16 protein-coding genes are annotated in these 17,485 nt (G+C 36.2%); 7 read left to right on the top strand and 9 right to left on the bottom strand.

Features of this window, described 5'->3' with window-relative positions; translation table 11 throughout:
* The first annotated feature begins 352 nt into the window (after positions 1 to 352).
* The 6 genes from Q4500_RS07140 to Q4500_RS07115 all read left to right on the top strand — a co-directional run bounded on the left by Q4500_RS07140 (position 353) and on the right by Q4500_RS07115 (position 5,339).
* Positions 353 to 928: a 30S ribosomal protein S16 gene (locus Q4500_RS07140; RefSeq protein ID WP_303599006.1), complete on the top strand. Its 576-nt coding sequence runs from the start codon at positions 353 to 355 to the stop codon at positions 926 to 928.
* Between the two features lie 13 nt (positions 929 to 941).
* Complete coding sequence (gene rimM / locus Q4500_RS07135; RefSeq protein WP_303599005.1) at positions 942 to 1,469, top strand: ribosome maturation factor RimM; 528 nt, start codon at positions 942 to 944, stop codon at positions 1,467 to 1,469.
* 117 nt (positions 1,470 to 1,586) lie between these two features.
* Positions 1,587 to 2,672, top strand: coding sequence for a sensor histidine kinase (locus Q4500_RS07130; protein WP_303599004.1), 1,086 nt, complete (start codon positions 1,587 to 1,589; stop codon positions 2,670 to 2,672).
* Positions 2,669 to 3,382 carry a LytTR family DNA-binding domain-containing protein gene (locus Q4500_RS07125; protein ID WP_303599003.1) on the top strand — a complete coding sequence of 238 codons (714 nt, stop codon included), beginning with the start codon at positions 2,669 to 2,671 and terminating at the stop codon, positions 3,380 to 3,382. The genes Q4500_RS07130 and Q4500_RS07125 overlap by 4 nt, the downstream gene beginning before the upstream one ends.
* Positions 3,383 to 3,391: 9 nt before the next feature.
* Complete coding sequence (locus Q4500_RS07120) at positions 3,392 to 4,105, top strand: tRNA1(Val) (adenine(37)-N6)-methyltransferase (protein ID WP_303599002.1); 714 nt, start codon at positions 3,392 to 3,394, stop codon at positions 4,103 to 4,105.
* A gap of 55 nt (positions 4,106 to 4,160) precedes the next feature.
* Positions 4,161 to 5,339, top strand: a complete 1,179-nt coding sequence (locus tag Q4500_RS07115; RefSeq protein WP_303599001.1) for an acyl-CoA dehydrogenase family protein — start codon at positions 4,161 to 4,163, stop codon at positions 5,337 to 5,339.
* 140 nt (positions 5,340 to 5,479) lie between these two features.
* On the opposite strand, the gene Q4500_RS07110 is transcribed toward Q4500_RS07115, so the two are convergent.
* The 6 genes from Q4500_RS07110 to Q4500_RS07085 all read right to left on the bottom strand — a co-directional run bounded on the left by Q4500_RS07110 (position 5,480) and on the right by Q4500_RS07085 (position 12,935).
* The gene (locus tag Q4500_RS07110; RefSeq protein ID WP_303599000.1) at positions 5,480 to 6,835 is read right to left on the bottom strand and encodes a GH1 family beta-glucosidase; all 1,356 of its coding nucleotides are present in this window, start codon (positions 6,833 to 6,835) and stop codon (positions 5,480 to 5,482) included.
* Positions 6,836 to 6,909: 74 nt separating this feature from the next.
* Positions 6,910 to 7,944: a glycosyltransferase family protein gene (locus Q4500_RS07105; RefSeq protein ID WP_303598999.1), complete on the bottom strand. Its 1,035-nt coding sequence runs from the start codon at positions 7,942 to 7,944 to the stop codon at positions 6,910 to 6,912.
* Positions 7,941 to 8,804 (bottom strand): UDP-2,3-diacylglucosamine diphosphatase, encoded by an 864-nt coding sequence (locus tag Q4500_RS07100; protein WP_303598998.1) that lies wholly within the window; start codon positions 8,802 to 8,804, stop codon positions 7,941 to 7,943. Before Q4500_RS07100 ends, Q4500_RS07105 begins: the two co-directional genes overlap by 4 nt.
* A 239-nt stretch (positions 8,805 to 9,043) precedes the next feature.
* Positions 9,044 to 11,341 carry an FdhF/YdeP family oxidoreductase gene (locus Q4500_RS07095; protein WP_303598997.1) on the bottom strand — a complete coding sequence of 766 codons (2,298 nt, stop codon included), beginning with the start codon at positions 11,339 to 11,341 and terminating at the stop codon, positions 9,044 to 9,046.
* 83 nt (positions 11,342 to 11,424) lie between these two features.
* Positions 11,425 to 11,790 (bottom strand): hypothetical protein, encoded by a 366-nt coding sequence (locus Q4500_RS07090; RefSeq protein ID WP_303598996.1) that lies wholly within the window; start codon positions 11,788 to 11,790, stop codon positions 11,425 to 11,427.
* A gap of 266 nt (positions 11,791 to 12,056) precedes the next feature.
* Positions 12,057 to 12,935: a sugar phosphate nucleotidyltransferase gene (locus tag Q4500_RS07085; RefSeq protein WP_303598995.1), complete on the bottom strand. Its 879-nt coding sequence runs from the start codon at positions 12,933 to 12,935 to the stop codon at positions 12,057 to 12,059.
* A gap of 143 nt (positions 12,936 to 13,078) precedes the next feature.
* Between Q4500_RS07085 and Q4500_RS07080 the strand changes: the two genes are divergently transcribed.
* Complete coding sequence (locus Q4500_RS07080; protein WP_303598994.1) at positions 13,079 to 14,431, top strand: Gfo/Idh/MocA family protein; 1,353 nt, start codon at positions 13,079 to 13,081, stop codon at positions 14,429 to 14,431.
* Between the two features lie 3 nt (positions 14,432 to 14,434).
* Here the strand turns inward: Q4500_RS07080 and Q4500_RS07075 are convergent, their stop codons facing one another.
* The 3 genes from Q4500_RS07075 to Q4500_RS07065 all read right to left on the bottom strand — a co-directional run bounded on the left by Q4500_RS07075 (position 14,435) and on the right by Q4500_RS07065 (position 17,463).
* The gene (locus tag Q4500_RS07075) at positions 14,435 to 15,622 is read right to left on the bottom strand and encodes an AEC family transporter (RefSeq protein WP_303598993.1); all 1,188 of its coding nucleotides are present in this window, start codon (positions 15,620 to 15,622) and stop codon (positions 14,435 to 14,437) included.
* A 118-nt stretch (positions 15,623 to 15,740) separates the two neighbouring features.
* Positions 15,741 to 16,931 (bottom strand): histidinol-phosphate transaminase, encoded by a 1,191-nt coding sequence (locus Q4500_RS07070; protein ID WP_303598992.1) that lies wholly within the window; start codon positions 16,929 to 16,931, stop codon positions 15,741 to 15,743.
* A gap of 28 nt (positions 16,932 to 16,959) precedes the next feature.
* Positions 16,960 to 17,463, bottom strand: coding sequence for a hypothetical protein (locus Q4500_RS07065; RefSeq protein WP_303598991.1), 504 nt, complete (start codon positions 17,461 to 17,463; stop codon positions 16,960 to 16,962).
* Positions 17,464 to 17,485 lie beyond the last annotated feature (22 nt).

Genomic DNA, 17,485 nt, shown 5'->3' with positions numbered 1-17,485 from the left:
TTACAAAAAAGGAGGTGTTCGAAAAAGTAGAATTACAAAGAGTTATTAACGGATAAATTTAGGAGCATATATTTATGTATAATTCATCAAATTTTAATTTTTGTAAAACAGGGATGAGGGTTGTTGATTGTTAGTATTTGTTGAGGTTTTGATTGTGTTTTTTTATTTTTACATCCGATTTAAAATGAAATCTATTTGTGGTTATTTAAATAACTATTAATCATGATTGTCATTTCGGTATTTTGAATTATATTTGCACCCGCTTTCAGATTAGCTTTGCTTACTGATGGCGAACGAGTTAAAAAACTAGAATTAATAATCAAGGGTCGGGCACCCTACAAATTAATGTGATATGCCAGTAAAAATTAGATTACAAAGACACGGTAAAAAAGGAAAACCATTCTATTGGGTAGTTGCTGCAGATGCAAGAGCTAAAAGAGATGGTAAATTCTTAGAGAAATTAGGTATCTACAATCCTAATACAAACCCTGCAACAATTGAACTTAATATCGATAATGCAGTACAGTGGTTGCAAAATGGTGCACAACCTACAGATACAGCTAAAGCTATTCTTTCTTATAGAGGTGTTCTTTTAAAGCATCACTTATTAGGTGGTGTTCGTAAAGGTGCATTAACTGAAGAGCAAGCAGAAGAAAAATTCAATGCTTGGGTTGTTGAAAAAGAAGCTTCTATTGCTAACAAAGTTGGTGGTTTAGATAAAGTAAAAGCTGATGAAAGAGCTGCTGCTTTGAAATTAGAAAAAGAAGTAAACGATAAGCGTGCTGCTGATGCTGCCGCTGCTGCTTTACCAGAAGTTGCTGAAGGTGAAAACGCTGAATCTGAGGTAGAAGCTGTTGAAGCTGCTGGCGAGCCAGAACAAGTTGTTGAAACTCCAGAAGCTCCGGCTGCTGAAGAAGATAAAGCATAATTTTTAAGAGACGATGCGAAAGGAAGATTGTTTCTACCTAGGTAATATCGTTTCAAAATATAGTTTCAAAGGTGAGGTACTAGTAAAACTAGATACCGATGATCCGGAGATATACGAAAACATGGAATCAGTATTCGTTTCTTTAGGAAACAATCTGGTTCCATTTTTTATTAAAAAATGCCGACTTCATAAATCGAACTTACTACGTATAGATTTTGAAGAAGTAAAATCAGAATCTGATGCTGATCGCATCATGAAATCTGGACTCTATTTACCCCTTAACATGTTGCCTAAACTTACGGGGAACAAGTTCTATTACCACGAAATTATTGGCTTTACAATGATAGATTCTGTTCATGGTGATATTGGTATTGTACAAAGTGTAAACGATACTACAGCGCAAGCCTTGTTCGAGGTAGAGAAAGAAGATAAGCAACTGCTTATACCTGTTAGTGATGATATCATTACCAAAATAGACCGCGAGAACAAAAGTATTTTTGTGAAGACCCCAGAGGGACTTGTAGATTTATACCTTTCGTAAATATTATATATTTTCCATTAAACTATTTTCTGCTCTTGCTAATGAATTATAATGTTTGTTAATGTAGCTTTATTTTTTCTTAGTTTTAGCAGTCATTATAATTAAGGAAAGATTAGTATGGCTAATAGGGTTACTAAATACTTTAACGGGTATTTTTCTTCTATTAATAAAAATATTAAACCCTGGCACCATATTTTATTTTGGTTGGTCTACTTCGGGTTTAATACTTTTCGTTGGACCTTCATTCACGACGATTTTCTACTTTCTTTACGTACCAATTTAATAGGTTTTCCTATACACATGTTTTTGGCGTATTTGAATGCCTACTATTTAATGCCGAAGTTCATTTATACCAAAAAATACGTTCAGTATACGATATATATATTATTGGCTTTAATCATAATGCTCTTATTCAAATATAACCTTACCTATTATTTGGTGAGTACTGACGTTATGCCCGAAGCAAATGAAATTATAGATACACTTACTATTGGCTACGCAGTACAGGCCATGATTGGCGAAGTTTATGTAATATCATTTTTTACCGTAATTAAACTTACGGTAGATTGGCTTAGAGAAAGTAGTAAGCTTCACGATTTAGAAAAGCGACAATTAAAAACTGAGCTCCGTTTTTTACGTTCTCAGGTTTCTCCACATTTCTTTTTCAATACCTTAAATAATATCTATTCTTTAACGCTAGAAAAATCTCATCAGGCACCTGAGGTTATTTTAAAGTTATCTGAGCTGATGCGTTATTTATTGTATGCCACAAAAAAGCAGCGGCAAGATTTAACTAGTGAGATCAATTGTATTAGAAATTATATAGATTTGGAACGCATTCGCTTCGATGATTCTTTAAAAATTGATATGAATATATCTGGCGATCTTGTTAATTGTAAAATACCGCCTATGTTGCTTATTCCTCTTATAGAAAATTGCTTTAAACATGGAGCCAGTAAGAATATTGGGGAAATGAAAATAAAAATTGATGTAAAAGTTGAAGACGGCTTTATGGATTTTAAAGTCTCAAACTCTATACCTAATGTCAATAAAGAGTATGTTTATCCTGTAAAAAGAGGTGGTATCGGTCTGTCTAATGTGAAAAAGCGTTTAGAGTTGGACTATGGTAAAAATGATTATGATTTGCAGATATTCGAAGAGAATAAAATGTTCAATGTTTTTTTAAAGCTTAAGGTGATATGATTTTGAAAGTGATAGTTGTAGATGATGAACCGTTGGCTGTAAATGTGCTTAAAAACTATATAGAGAGAGTTAAAGAATTGCAATTAGAAGGCACCTTTTCAAATGCTTTAGATGCATCAACTTTTTTAAGAAACAACCAAGTTGATATTATGTTCTTGGACATTAATATGCCTTTTCTTGACGGATTGGAATTTTTGAGTACCCTACATAAAAAACCATTTGTTATCATGACTACGGCACATGAAGAACATGCGTTGAAGAGTTTTGAACTTGAGGCTATAGATTATTTGGTGAAGCCTATTTCTCTACCACGCTTTTTTAAATCTGTAGACCGTGTAATTGGTTTAAAGAAAGGATCAGACAATGGTTCGTCAGATAAAGACGAGAAGCCTTCTATTTTTGTAAAGGTCGATAAAAAGAAACTTCAGAAAATATATCTTGATGAAATTATGGTGATAGAAAGCCTTAAAGATTATATCAGAATCATTACCCCAACCGCAAAATATATCATCCATAGAACGCTAAGTAGTTTTACAGATGAGCTGCCTGGCGATAATTTTCTTAGAATTCATAGATCGTATACCATTGCCGTTGATAAGGTTAGTGTGGTTGAAGGTAATAGTGTTGAAATTGGCGGTATTAGATATACTATTGGTAGAAGCTATTTGGCAGATGCCAAAAGTAGAATATTAAATGATTTAACGGATTAGGATTTTACTGTGAGCGAACCTTTTAAATTTAAGCAGTTCAGTGTCAACCAAGATCGCTGCGCCATGAAAATTGGTACTGACGGTGTTCTTTTAGGTGCTTGGACAAATGTCAAAAACAAACCTGAATCTATTCTTGATATTGGTGCCGGTACCGGTGTTATTTCTTTAATGTTAGCACAACGATGCTTTGCTGAAGTAATGGATGCCATAGAGATTGATGCAGATGCCTATGAACAATGTGTTGAGAATTTTGAATTATCGCCATGGGGAGATCGATTATATTGTTATCATGCTGGTCTAGATGAGTTCGTAGACGAAATTGAAGATCAATATGAATTGATTGTGTGTAACCCACCTTTTTATTCTGAGATGGTAACTTCTGGAAATTTACAACGAGATCAGGCGCGACAAAATGAGTTTCTTCCTTTCAACGAGCTTTTAGAGGGTGTTTCGAAATTGTTAACCGAAAACGGATTGTTCACTACAATTTTACCTTTTAAAGAAAAAGAGTCTTTTATACATATGGCAGCAGACTTAGGTTTGTTTCCAAAAGAATGTCTTCATGTAAAAGGCAACCCAGCTGCAGAAATAAAACGTGTGTTGTTGACGTTCTCTAGAGTAGCGAAAGAATACAATACCACAGAATTAATTATTGAAACTGAAAGGCATATCTATACTGCTGAGTATGTGGACTTGACTAAAGAATTTTATTTAAAAATGTAACTTTAGTCTTTTATATTGTTATATTTCTTTATTTATCTTTGATAAAAGCATTGTTATGAGACCAGATTTATTTGAAGCACCCGATTACTACAATTTAGATGATTTACTTTCTGAAGAGCATCTGTTAGTTCGTGATGCGGCACGCCAATGGGTGAAGCGAGATGTATCTCCAATAATTGAAGAATATGCTCAAAAAGCAGAATTCCCAAAGCAGATAATAAAAGGTCTTGCCGAAATAGGCGCTTTTGGTCCATATATTCCAGAGGAATATGGTGGTGCGGGCTTAGATCAGATTAGTTACGGACTAATCATGCAAGAAATTGAAAGGGGAGATAGTGGTGTGCGTTCTACGGCATCGGTACAATCTTCTTTGGTAATGTACCCTATATTCACGTATGGTACAGAAGAGCAACGAAAAAAATACTTACCAAGATTAGCTTCTGGTGAATGGATGGGGTCTTTCGGGTTAACCGAGCCTAACCATGGTTCTAACCCAAGTGGTATGGAAACTAAGTATAAAGATATGGGAGACCATTATCTTTTAAATGGCGCTAAACTATGGATATCGAATTCACCTTTTTGTGATATTGCCGTTGTTTGGGCAAAGAATGAAGAAGGGCGTATTCACGGTTTAATCGTAGAGCGTGGTATGGAAGGTTTCACAACGCCAGAAACGCATAACAAATGGTCATTAAGAGCTTCTGCAACAGGAGAATTGATATTTGATAACGTAAAAGTTCCGAAGGAAAATATTTTACCAAACAAATCAGGATTAGGTGCGCCGCTAGGTTGTTTAGATTCTGCTAGATATGGTATCTCTTGGGGTGCTATCGGTGCAGCGATGGATTGCTATGATACGGCCTTAAGATATGCAAAAGAGCGTGTGCAATTCGGTAAGCCTATTGCAGCTACGCAATTGCAACAAAAGAAATTGGCGGAAATGATTACTGAAATTACCAAAGCGCAATTATTGGCGTTTCGTTTGGGACAATTAAAGAATCAAGGTAAAGCGACTACTGCTCAAATTTCAATGGCGAAAAGAAACAATGTGGAGATGGCTATTAACATTGCTCGTGAAGCAAGACAGGTATTAGGTGGTATGGGTATTACCGGCGAATACAGCATTATGCGTCATATGATGAACTTAGAAAGTGTAATTACTTACGAGGGAACTCATGATATTCATTTATTGATCACAGGTGCAGATATTACAGGAATGCCAGCTTTTCAATAAGGTAACGGTTTCCTATAATAGTCTTAACACAGAATAAAGAAAGTCCGTATATCTTTGACTTGTGCGTGTAAGATGTGTACATGTTTTTTGGATAGAAGCTTAAGCCGATGGGAGCATCGGCTTTTTTTATGTCCTTTATTTTAGCTGGTTAAGAATTTAGAGATCCATTTTCCAGATTCTTTAATGGTTCTCTTTAGTGTTTTAAAATCGATATGTACTAACCCGAACCTGGGGAAGTAGCCTTCTGCCCATTCAAAATTGTCTGTAAACGTCCAAACAAAGTATCCGTGTATATTTAAGCCTTCTTGCTTCGCTTTTAGAACTTCACCCAAATATTGTTGTAGAAAATTTAATCGGTCTGTGTCAGGTATAACTTCTCCTTCAATAGTGTCTTTAAAAGCAGCCCCATTTTCAGTGATGATTATTTTTTTAATCTGAGGATACTTCCCGAACTTTTTGATCATATTGTAAATGCTAGGTGGGTAAACCTCCCAATCCATCAAGGTTGTTTCTACATTTCGTTTGCTAGCTTTTACAATTTTAGCCCTTATGTATGGTACCAAAAGGCTGTATTTTACTTTTTCGCGGGTATAATTTTGAATCCCGATAAAATCAAAATCGAACTTACAATCATCCATATCGGTCGGTTGAATGTAGGGTTTTAATTTTTTTAGAATCGGTGCTTCATTTGTGGGGTAGCCTAATCCTAGAGCTGGTTCTATAAATAAACGATTAAGCAAAGCATCGACCATGATAGAAGTTTTTCTATCTCGCTTATTCTGTCTGTATGGGGTAATTTGCGAGCATGAAAATGTAGTGCCTATTTGAGCATCGGGTACTAATGTTCTAAGTAATCTGCCACCGGCTGCCTGACAAAGAACTGCGTGGTGTGCGGTAGGTAGAAAATTCTTTAGTCCTTTCTTGCCGGGTGCATGTACACCTAAAAAATATCCAGCTCCTGTAAATACCATGGGTTCGTTCAAGACCATCCAATGTTTAACTCGGTCGCCAAAAGCATTGGCACAGACTTGTGTAAATTCTGAAAACCAGGCTACGATTTCCCTATTTGTCCATCCTCCTTTGTTTTCCAATATTTGTGGTAAATCCCAATGGTATAGTGTCACCCAAGGGGTAATTTCGTTTTCTAGGCAAAAGTCGATCACTTTATTATAGAAATCTACACCTTCAGCATTTATGGTTTCGACTCCATATGGTAAAATCCTAGTCCACGAAATTGAAAATCTATAGTTATCGATATTCATGGACTTCATCAAAAGAATATCTTCTTTATACTTATGATAAAAATCGCAGGAAACATTTGCATGGTCTCCGTTAAGAATCATTTTCGGGGTGTCGGTAAACTTGTCCCAAATGGATCGACCTTTACCGTCTGCATCATGACCGCCTTCAATTTGGTATGCTGCAGTTGATACGCCCCATGTAAAATCTTCACCAAAATCTGATGCGTACAAAATGGTGTCTTTATGTTTTTTCAAGGATATAGGGAGCTTTTAGTGAACTACTCGATAATCGAGATTTAAATGTTCCGATGCTTGTGTTGAAATATTAATTATGTTTTCAATTCTATGCCTATCGGGCTTGCCGCTTGGTTAATTATTAGAGATTCTTCTAGAAGTTTTGAAACAATTTTATCTGTATTGTCTGGATAATCTACAGGTATAACAATATCTGTATCTAACCAATGTTTCACCTTGTCTAGATGCTTTTTTTTGAGCGATTTAATTACGGGAACGCCCATTTCTGCTAATGCTGCGGCATTGCATTGCTGTTCGTATTGTCCCTTCATAGGTATAACAAGTAGTTTCTTTTGCATGAAAAGACTTTCTGCAGGGGTTTCAAAACCGGCTCCGCATAAGACACCTTTGCTAGAAGCCATACTTTTTACAAAGGCTTCATTGGTAATGGGTTTTATATGAATGTTATTGCTGAAATATTCATAGTTGTTGTGCTTTGAAAAAGCTTCCCATTTTATGTTCTTCATCTTACTTAAAAAACGCAATAGTTTTTCATCACTATATGAGGGTAAATAAACGGTGTAATGTTCGCCATTAGAAACAATGGCAGAACGAACATCGTTTCTGATTATGGGTGTGTAAATGTTAGATTCGTACGACTTAAAATGTAAGCCAAACTGTTGGCTTGTTGGGGCGTAATTGTTTAATATCCATTTACCCATTCTGTCTTTTTTCTTGGGTTTTGGGGCTAAATTTGATAGTACTGCGGCCTGGTGACTAAAACTATAACAAGGTTTGTTTTTCAACTTACATGCCCACGCTGTTACCGGTTCAAAATCATTTATAATGAGATCGTAATCTTCTACAGGTATGCTTTTAATTTCTTTCTGTAATCGAAGAGAGTTTGCCCTGTAATAGGTTTTCCAGACATCTACGCCTCCTTTTTTTCCAAAAATGAAACTTAGTCCTTTTAATTGATATCTAACCGGGTAGGGCAGCTTTATGTCTGCTTGTATGCCACTCACCAAAATGTCTAAAGAAATGTTGTGTTTCAAAAGAGCAGGTATAACGTCTCGTGCTCTGCTTAAATGTCCGTTGCCGGTACCTTGTATTGCGAATAGTACTTTCATTTGGTTTGTTGGGTCATTCCACTAATTCTAAACTCTTCTAATAGGCTTTCGAAAAGTTCTGCCTTTTCTAATACAAAGGTTTCTTCTTTGCTACCTTCTTGATGGTCTATAGTCAGTTGGTCTTCTAAGTATGAATACAATTTCCACTTGCCCTTATAGTATTCAAGTGCGGTTAAATTCTCGATCCAGTCTCCTGAATTTAAATAGGTAACCTCACCTTTATCCGTCTTTATGTCACGAATTTCTGGTTGGTGAATATGTCCGCATATCACAAAATCATAACCATTTTCTATAGCGATATCGGCGGCAATCTGCTCAAAATCATTTATAAACTTAACGGCAGATTTTACACTGTTTTTTATCTTTTTTGACATAGAAATCGGACCTCTACCTATTTTCTTACTAACGAAGTTAATACCTCTATTTAGTAGAATTAAAGAGTCGTACCCTTTCGCACCAAGCTTGGCAACCCATTTAGAATGTTGCATGGTGACATCAAAAACATCACCATGAAAAATCCATGCTTTTTTATCTTCAAGCGGAATCACCATTTTATTGACAATACTTAATGATCCCATGCTATTCCCAGAAAACTTGCGCAAAAGCTCATCATGGTTGCCTGTTACGTAATGCACGGGAATACCTTTCGCTACCCATTCTAATAGAAGTTTGATTACCTTCATATGAGATTTGGGCCAGTAGCGCTTACTGAATTGCCAAATGTCTACAATATCACCATTAAGAATTACTTCTTTTGGCTTTATAGATTTCATATACTTTAAAAGCTCTTTAGCGTGGCAGCCGTATGTTCCTAAATGAACATCAGAAATGACTACAATGTCAACTGGTCTTTTTTTCATAAAATGATTGGAGGTTTCTTACCTGATAATTTTGATATACGAAATAAGGGTAGATTGACCTCCAACTTGTTATTATATGCAAGAAGGGTATTTGAGAAAACGGTCAATTCAATAGATTTCATGCACTGAAACATATGACCGTAAAGATTCGAATAATAAGTTTATAATAAGGTTACTACTAACTTATTTTTGAGTTACCAGATTGTTAAGTATTTGAATGTCAGTAAAATATTAGTTAACTATTTTTTTACCAATCTCACCTTAACTGACTTACTAATAGGTGTTTTACTTCTGTCGGCAAAATGATTGTAGGGTACCAATACATTGGTTTCAGGAAAATAAGATGCCAAATTCCCTGATGGTATATTGTACGGTACTACCTTAAAATTATGAGCAGTTCTAATCTGGTCATCATAAGTGCTGGTAATATCGACCACATCTAATTTTTTGAGCCCGATGGCTTTCATGTCATTGGTATTCATAAAAATGACACGTCTTGCATTATAGACACCTCTATAGCGATCATCTAACCCGTAAATGGTGGTGTTGAATTGATCATGAGAACGTATGGTCATTAACATGTACTCATCTTTAGCCAATTTGTGCTCGGGTAATTTATTGACCGAAAATTGTGCTTTTCCGTTAGGCAGCATGCTAAAATCTAACTCACGTACATTATTTGGTAAGTAGTAACCAGCACCAACAGAACGTTCTTCTGTTTTACTGAATCCTTTGGCAACTTGATCTATCTGGGTTCTGATCAATTCATAATCATTACCTAAAGCCTTCCAGTTCATAGAATGGTTGTCTCCAAAATACGCATGTCCCATATTTGCGATAATCTCTGGTTCGCTCATTATAGTGTCAGCAGCAGGTTTTAGAATTCCTTTAGAGCGTTTTACACGACCCATACTATTTTCTACCGTAAAATGACGAGGTTTACCGTCTTTCATATCTTTCTCTGACCTACCTATAGTAGGGAGAATTAGGGCTGTTTTACCAGTAATTAAATGAGTTCGGTTCAATTTGGTACTGACCTGTACGGTAAGGTCGCAATTTTGTAAACCTTTTGCAGTGTATTCGGTGTCAGAAGCCGCCATTAAAAAATTACCACCAAGGCACATAAATACTTTGGCTTTGCCTTCGTACATAGCTTTCAAGGTGCCTACCACATCTACACCTTCGTGATCTGGTGGTGTAAAACCTAAATGCTCTTTAATACGTTCGTTCATTGCCTTATCAACAAAATGTTGAATACCAACACTACGGTCGCCTTGTACATTACTATGACCACGTACAGGGCATGTCCCAGCATTAGGTTTGCCTATTGCGCCTTTTAATAAAAGAAGGTTTATAAATTCTCTAATATTCTCTACGCCGTTTTTATGTTGTGTAAGCCCCATTGCCCAACACACTATAATTTTAGATTTGCTTGCTAATAACGATACAGTTTCATTAATTTTTTCTTCGGATACGCCTGTTTGCGCTAATAGTTCTTCGGATGAATAATTCTTGAGATCAGTAATTAATGATTCATATCCGTCAGTATATTTTTCGATAAATGCGTGGTCAAATACATCTTGTGATTGTTCATCTAAAGCACCTAATTTCTTAAGAATCAATTTTACCAAAGGGATGTCTTGGTTGATGTTGACCGGCAAATGAATATCTGCCATGTCTTCGCCACCACCGATCCATCCGCCAAGATGTTGCGGATTTTTAAAATTTACCAATCCAGATTCCTCAAGCGGATTAATGCTTATCACCTTACCGCCATTCTGTTTGCATTTTTCTAATGCAGATAACATTCTAGGGTGATTGGTACCCGGGTTTTGACCGGCAATTAAAATGACCTCTGCTTCGTAAAGATCCTCTAAAGTTGTAGATCCTTTACCTATACCTAAAGTTTCGCCTAATGCAACACCGCTACTTTCATGGCACATATTAGAGCAATCGGGTAAATTATTGGTACCTAAAGCACGGGCAAACATACCGTATAAAAAGGCTGCCTCGTTACTAGACCTACCAGAGGTATAGAAAATAGCCTCATCCGGATTATTTATTTTTTTTAATTCTGATGCAATTAAATCAAAAGCAGCTTGCCAAGAGATAGGCTCATAATGAACACTGCCAGATTTTAAAATCAATGGTTCTACTAAACGCCCAAATTTGTTGAGTTCGTAGTCGGTTAATTGAGACAATTCTTCAACCGAGTTCTTTAGAAAGAAGCTGGCGTCAATTTTTTCTGTGGTAGCTTCATCGCCTAAGGCTTTAGCCCCATTTTCGCAATATTCGGCTACTGGTGATGGATGTTCTGGATCAGGCCATGCGCAACTTGGGCAATCGAAACCGTCTTTCTGATTCATGCTAAGCAACGTTCGCATGGATCTAAGAACGCCCATTTCTTTAAAAGTATGTTTTAAAGCTTCACGAACACCGAGATACCCTGCGGCATGAGTAATGGGGTCTTTTATTTCTATGTCAAGAAATTCTTCTGATCCTCTAAATGAAACGTTGCGTTCGGTTTTTGCATCCATACGCTAAACTTAGTAAATGTAAAAGTAAAGACAGCAATCAAATTCATTAAAACTGACTTGAAAATGACGAAATAGACTTGATTTTAACTCAACTTAGGGTTTGGGTAATTGTCAGATTGATCTTCAATGGTATTGTCAAGACAGGTAAAATCTTTTTCTAGAAGTAAGTAAAGTTTGTTGCCAGCCGTTGTTTTCATCGTGTGGTCATAGGTGATAATATCATTTTCAAACCATACCTTACCTACAGCTTCTGGCATTTCTAAAATAACTCGATTGTTCTCAAAGCTAATATGTAATTGCTCGGCATTACTTTTTAGAATAACTCCGTAACTGAATACTTGACTTCCAAAATTAGTACTGTCGTAAATCTCGCCGTTTGTAGAAAGCGATTTAACTTCTGATTGGGTTAGTCGAAACCTAACGGAATCACCTTTTATTCTAATTTTCATAGCTATAAATTCAGTTCACAACAAAAATAGACCATCTGACAACAAAAAATAAGCAGTTGACATCAATTTGTTTCTAATACTTAACCTTACCTGTACATTTACAGTGTAATAAAAAACGAATTAAAATTTTTTCATTTTCATATAGTGTTCTCGTAAAAGAGTCCGTTCTGTTAAGATCGGACTCTTTTTAGTTTATATCATTTTGAAGTATAAAAAAACCCATTAAATGAATATCTAATGGGTCTTAATTTATACTAACGAAAGTCTTATTTCCAAATAGGAGCAGGGTATTTACCTGATTCAGATTTTTCTTTTAAACTATTCATTGCTTTTTCTTTATCACTTGCATAAGTTACACCAAACCAGTCTCCACCAGAAGGTATACATTTTACTTCGATTTCTTTTGCTTGTAACATTTCTTGTATCATTAAAGGAATGTATAATTCGCTGTTAGCAATACGATCATCGTCTTTCAAGAAAATTCTGAATTCAGATTCTATTTTATCAAAGATTGAAGGCCTACATACCCAAAAATTCATACTAGCTTGTTCATCACCAGTAAATTCTAGGTTGGTATCTTCATCAATAATGTTGTTCTCTTTTTGAACCAATTTTAAACGCTCTTGAACAGAAACTAAATAATCTCCGTTTACTTCACAAACACCTCTAGAGACAGAACCGTGTTCAGATAAAGTGTCTTTTAAAGTGTATCCTAAAAGAGCATAAGCTTCATCATTAGATTTCATGAAATCAGCTGCTTTCTTATAAGCAGATTGTCCGTAAAAATCATCAGCGTTAAGAACTACAAATGGTCCGTCGATTACTTTTCTTGCGGTCCAAACTGCATGTGCCGTACCCCATGGTTTCTTGCGCTCACCAGTAAACGTAACTCCGTCAGGTAAATCTGTAAGTTCTTGGGCAAGAACATTTAATTTTATAGTAATAGGTATTCTTTTAGAAAGGTGCTCTTCTAAAAAAGAAACGTTCTCTTTTTTTGTAATAACTACAATTTGCTCAAAATTATTTTGGATGGCGTCATAAATGGCAAACTCCATTAAAAACTCGCCATTAGGACCTAAATCATCAAATTGTTTAAGCTTTCCATATCTACTACCGCTACCGGCAGCCATTAAAAGTAATGTCATAATTTTCTGTATTTACAGCGCAAAAATAGCGAATGTGATTAAAATTCGTACAAATTATCGGTGGTATCCTCATTATAATTGATGATAAGTTAATATGGGTCGGTAACTTTTTATAAATTCAGAGTTCATAAAATTCACATCGCATGGCATCAAGAAGAAATTTTATTAAGAATACATCAATAGCAGGTATGGGACTATTTGCAGTGCCTGGTTTTGCTCATAATAGTTTTAGTGCTGCCGATAAACTTAATGTTGGTTTAATAGGTGTAGGCTTGAGAGGTACAAACCACTTACAGAATTTACTGCTTAGAAAAGATGTGAATGTTACCGCTATTTGTGATGTTGATGCCGATAGAATAACTATTGCTAAAAAGCACATTGCCGATGCTATGGGTAAAACCCCAAAAGTATTTGGAGCAAATGAATTAGATTATAAGAACCTTTTGGCGTTGCCAGATGTTGATGCCGTTATTATTGCTACACCTTGGTTATGGCATACCCGTATGACGGTCGATGCTATGGAGGCTGGTAAATATGCAGGGGTAGAAGTATCTGCATCTAATACCTTAGAAGAATGTTGGGATCTGGTAAATACACATGAGCGTACAGGTACCCATATGATGATTTTAGAAAACGTGAATTATCGTAGAGATGTTTTGGCGGTGCTGAATATGGTAAAGCAAAATATATTTGGCGAAATGGTGCATTATAGATGTGGCTATCAGCATGATTTGCGACATGTAAAATTCAATGATGGTAAAACGGCTTATGGAAAAGGGGTGGAGTTTGGTGAGAAAGGAATATCGGAGTCTAAATGGCGTACCGAGCATTCGGTAAAACGTAATGCAGATGTATACCCAACCCATGGTTTAGGACCTATTGCAGTAATGGCAGATGTTAATCATGGTAATCGTTTTATGTCAATGACCTCGCATGCTTCAAAAGGTATTGGGTTGCATAATTATATTGTTAAAGAAGGTGGTGAAGAACATCCGAATGCAAAAGTGAAGTTTAAACAAGGTGATGTTATTACCTCTACTATTGATACTGCTAACGGAGAAACTATTATCATTACTCACGATTGTAATTTGCCAAGACCTTACTCTTTAGGATTTCGTGCGCAAGGTGCTAACGGACTCTGGGAAGTAGACGGTAGTCGAATTTATGTGGAAGGAAAATCAGAACCTCATCAATGGGATGATGCTCAGCCCTGGTTAGATACGTATGATCATCCACTTTGGAAAAAATACGGAGAATATGCATTGAATGCCGGTCATGGCGGAATGGACTTTTTTGTATTGAATTCGTTTGTAGAATCAGCAAAGCAAAATATTGCACCGCCTTTAGATGCTTATGATGCTGCGGCGTGGAGTGCGGTAACACCACTTTCTGAACTTTCTATTGCGAATAACGGTGAGCCTCAAGATTTTCCTGATTTTACTCGAGGCCTTTGGATGAAAAGAACTCCTTATAATTGGATGAAAGAAACCTATTAAGTCTTAGCTGGCTTTTGCTTCGTTCAAAGTTTTCTCGTCTTCATAATTACCTTTTGCAATGGTCATTTTAGATTTCTTTTTTAATTTTTTTCGTGCAATTTTACGCTCTCTATCTGCTCTGAAACTGGTTGTTTTGAAAATGTCTGGAGCAAAGGATATCGCTAAAATAATTGCGCCTAACCCAAGCAACGTTATCGGATTAATAAAGTAATCGCTAAATGAAAATATACCTATAATTAGTAGTGTTGAAAATGGTAGTGAACATGCTAAAATGTTTAATCCGAAGTTAACATCAAAAGTAGGGTTGGGTTGTTCATCTTTCTCTTCCATTGACTGTATGGCACTCATATGGGCAAATGGCCAAAAGCTACATGCACTTTGTGGGAATACCACTAATAGTAAAATCATTGCCGGAGTTAAAGCGGGTATGGTATATGCAAAAAGACCGCTCAATAAAAATGCAAGCCCCATTCTACGAAACAGCATAGAAATGATCAATTTAAACTCTCCTTTATTGATTCTAACCGCCATACCAATAAATAATAGTACTAACGGTGTCATTAAATCTTTAATGCTCAAAGCTGTGTTTTGAAAGAATGTAGGTAAAGAAGAAAGGTCCAAACCGAAGCCTAACATTAGTAAACCTACTACGATGACTATGTTTATAGGTTCATTTATTAAAGAAATGAACAGTCCTTTTAATTTGGCTGAAGAAGATTCTTGTTTTTCTACAACAGCATTTTTTCTATACCAATGCATGGCTAGCATGTAAAGAAGTATCAGAACAAATATTTTATTTCCAATATCTGCAAGTGCAGCTAAGGCCAAGGTATCATCACCTAAGTATGCTACAATAAATGGAAAGCAAGAAAGACCAGGTGCAGTAGATGGTAAAAGCATCATCAAGGTCCGTTTTTTACTCTTTTCCTCTTTATGTAAAGATGCTGCCAAAAAGTATTTGGTGGCTAATAACATGAGAAGATTAAAAGTTAAGGCTGCTAACGGAAAAACCAATAAGGTTCCATTAAGTTCTATTTTTAAGAGGGCAACGAAAATAGTCGCTGGTAACGCCACACTTAGAATAAGGACTTTAACACCTTTTAAATCTTGCTTGGCTACTTTTTTTTGTAGAAGTACACCAAGACCTATTATAAGTATTAATTCGAGGGTTTTTTGTAGTGCAAAATTCATTTTTCGAGTGTTTTGGTTTGAGTAGATAGATGAATTATGAATAGTCCGTAGGAGTTGAATTCAGGATTTTTGTGTCAAGGCAATTATCCGTTCTTTCAACTCCTGGACTAATTCAAACTTAAACTAGCACTTTTTCAAGGGCAGCTGTAAACAACTTCATCTCGTCCATAGTACCCATGCTTACTCTGCACCAGTTTTTACCATAGATTTCAAAAGCTCGCACACCAACACCTTCGGCGGTCATTTTTTCTAAGAAAGGTTTACCGTCCATTTCAATTGGGAAAATGATAAAACTTGTAGATGAAGGCACATATTCGAAACCTAATCTATCAAGATTTTCATACACATATTCCCTACATTCTTTATTCAATTTTCTAGATTTATCTTTAAAAGCAATATCCTCCATACTTGCCATTGCAGCATAAACAGATGGTAGCGATATACCCATACCACCACGTGTAATTTTTTGTATGATGTCTAAAGTTTCTGGTTGGGCAACTACGTAACCAACACGTAAACCTGCCATACCTTGTATTTTAGAGAACGTACGCGCAATGATTACATTTTTGCCTTCGTTGATAAGCGAAACCATACTCTTTTTAGCGGCATCGTCTAAAAAGCCTAAGTAAGCTTCATCAACAAAAATCGGAGTCTTTTCAGATACACGAGAACAGAAATCAATCAGTTCTGCATGATCTGTCATACTACCTGTTGGGTTATTAGGGTTACAGATATAAACCAACTTCGTTTCATCATCAACAGCTGCTTCCATTGCTGCTAAATCGTGAGACCAATCTTTTTTAAGCGGAATCGGTTTCCATGTTGCCCCTGTAGCTTCTGCAACTTTGATCAGTGACATATATGCTGGGTCTGCAGAAACAATATTTCCTCCATTTTGAAAGAATACCATTGCCGTTTTTTCCAATAGATCAGATGAACCAGGACCCATCATAATATTCTCTTGCTTGACACCTTCTTCAACTGCGATTTTATCCATCAACTGATACAACTCTTTCCAAGCATATCGGTTTCCTTTTGGTGCATATTCCTGCATTGCAGAAACAGCCATTGGTGATGGACCATAAGGATTTTCGTTTGCATTTAATTTCGCCGCAAGCTCTAGAGGTTGCGTTGGTGCATATGGTAAATACTCTTTAAAAAACGGAGTGTACGGTATGTTTCCTTTTGCATCTAATGCAATAGGTTGTGATGGGAAAGCCCCATAGGTCAAATAAGGTGCAGCCATTACACCTGCTGCTGTGAGAACGCCTTTTTTAAGCCAATCTCTTCTGTTTACATTTGTTTTCATACTGTGCTATATTTAAGTTAAAAATTTTCTAGTTTGAATCTACCGGCGTAGCATTGGCACCTATATTTCCTTCGGCAACAACAGTGTCATCGTCTGTGCTCAATGCAATGCTTACATGTGCGTCAAATGTTTCTAGACCGTCGTAAAACGATGTATCCGTAATGAGAAAGAACTTGTTTTCAGTAAGTTCTCCAGTAGATCCGTCTACATCATCTAACGTTGTTAAAACTGTAGTACCAACGCCAACGGCTCCATCAATAATAACTGCTGGGTGAAAGGTGTCCTCTATGGTATTGTACATTGATACCTGCACCAATGTTTGCTCTAAATCGGTTTTCCAGAATACGATTCTTCCAAAAACATTGGATCCCATTGGGTCTGTAGAATCTATGGTATAGGCTGTAAAAGTGTCTAAGGTGCCACCACCTTCGGCTGCCTCTTGAGCTGAATCTAGCCGCTCTAAATCGCACGACCCGAATGTTATTAAGATTACAGTTAATACACTTAACTTTTTTATATATGTCTTTATCATTTTCTTAATTTTTAATATTAAA

The sequence above is a fragment of the Maribacter sp. 1_MG-2023 genome (genome assembly GCF_030547005.1).
Lineage (GTDB): Bacteria > Bacteroidota > Bacteroidia > Flavobacteriales > Flavobacteriaceae > Maribacter.
The sequence above is the reverse complement of the archived record's forward strand: the minus strand, read 5'-3'. Positions and strand labels throughout refer to the sequence as shown.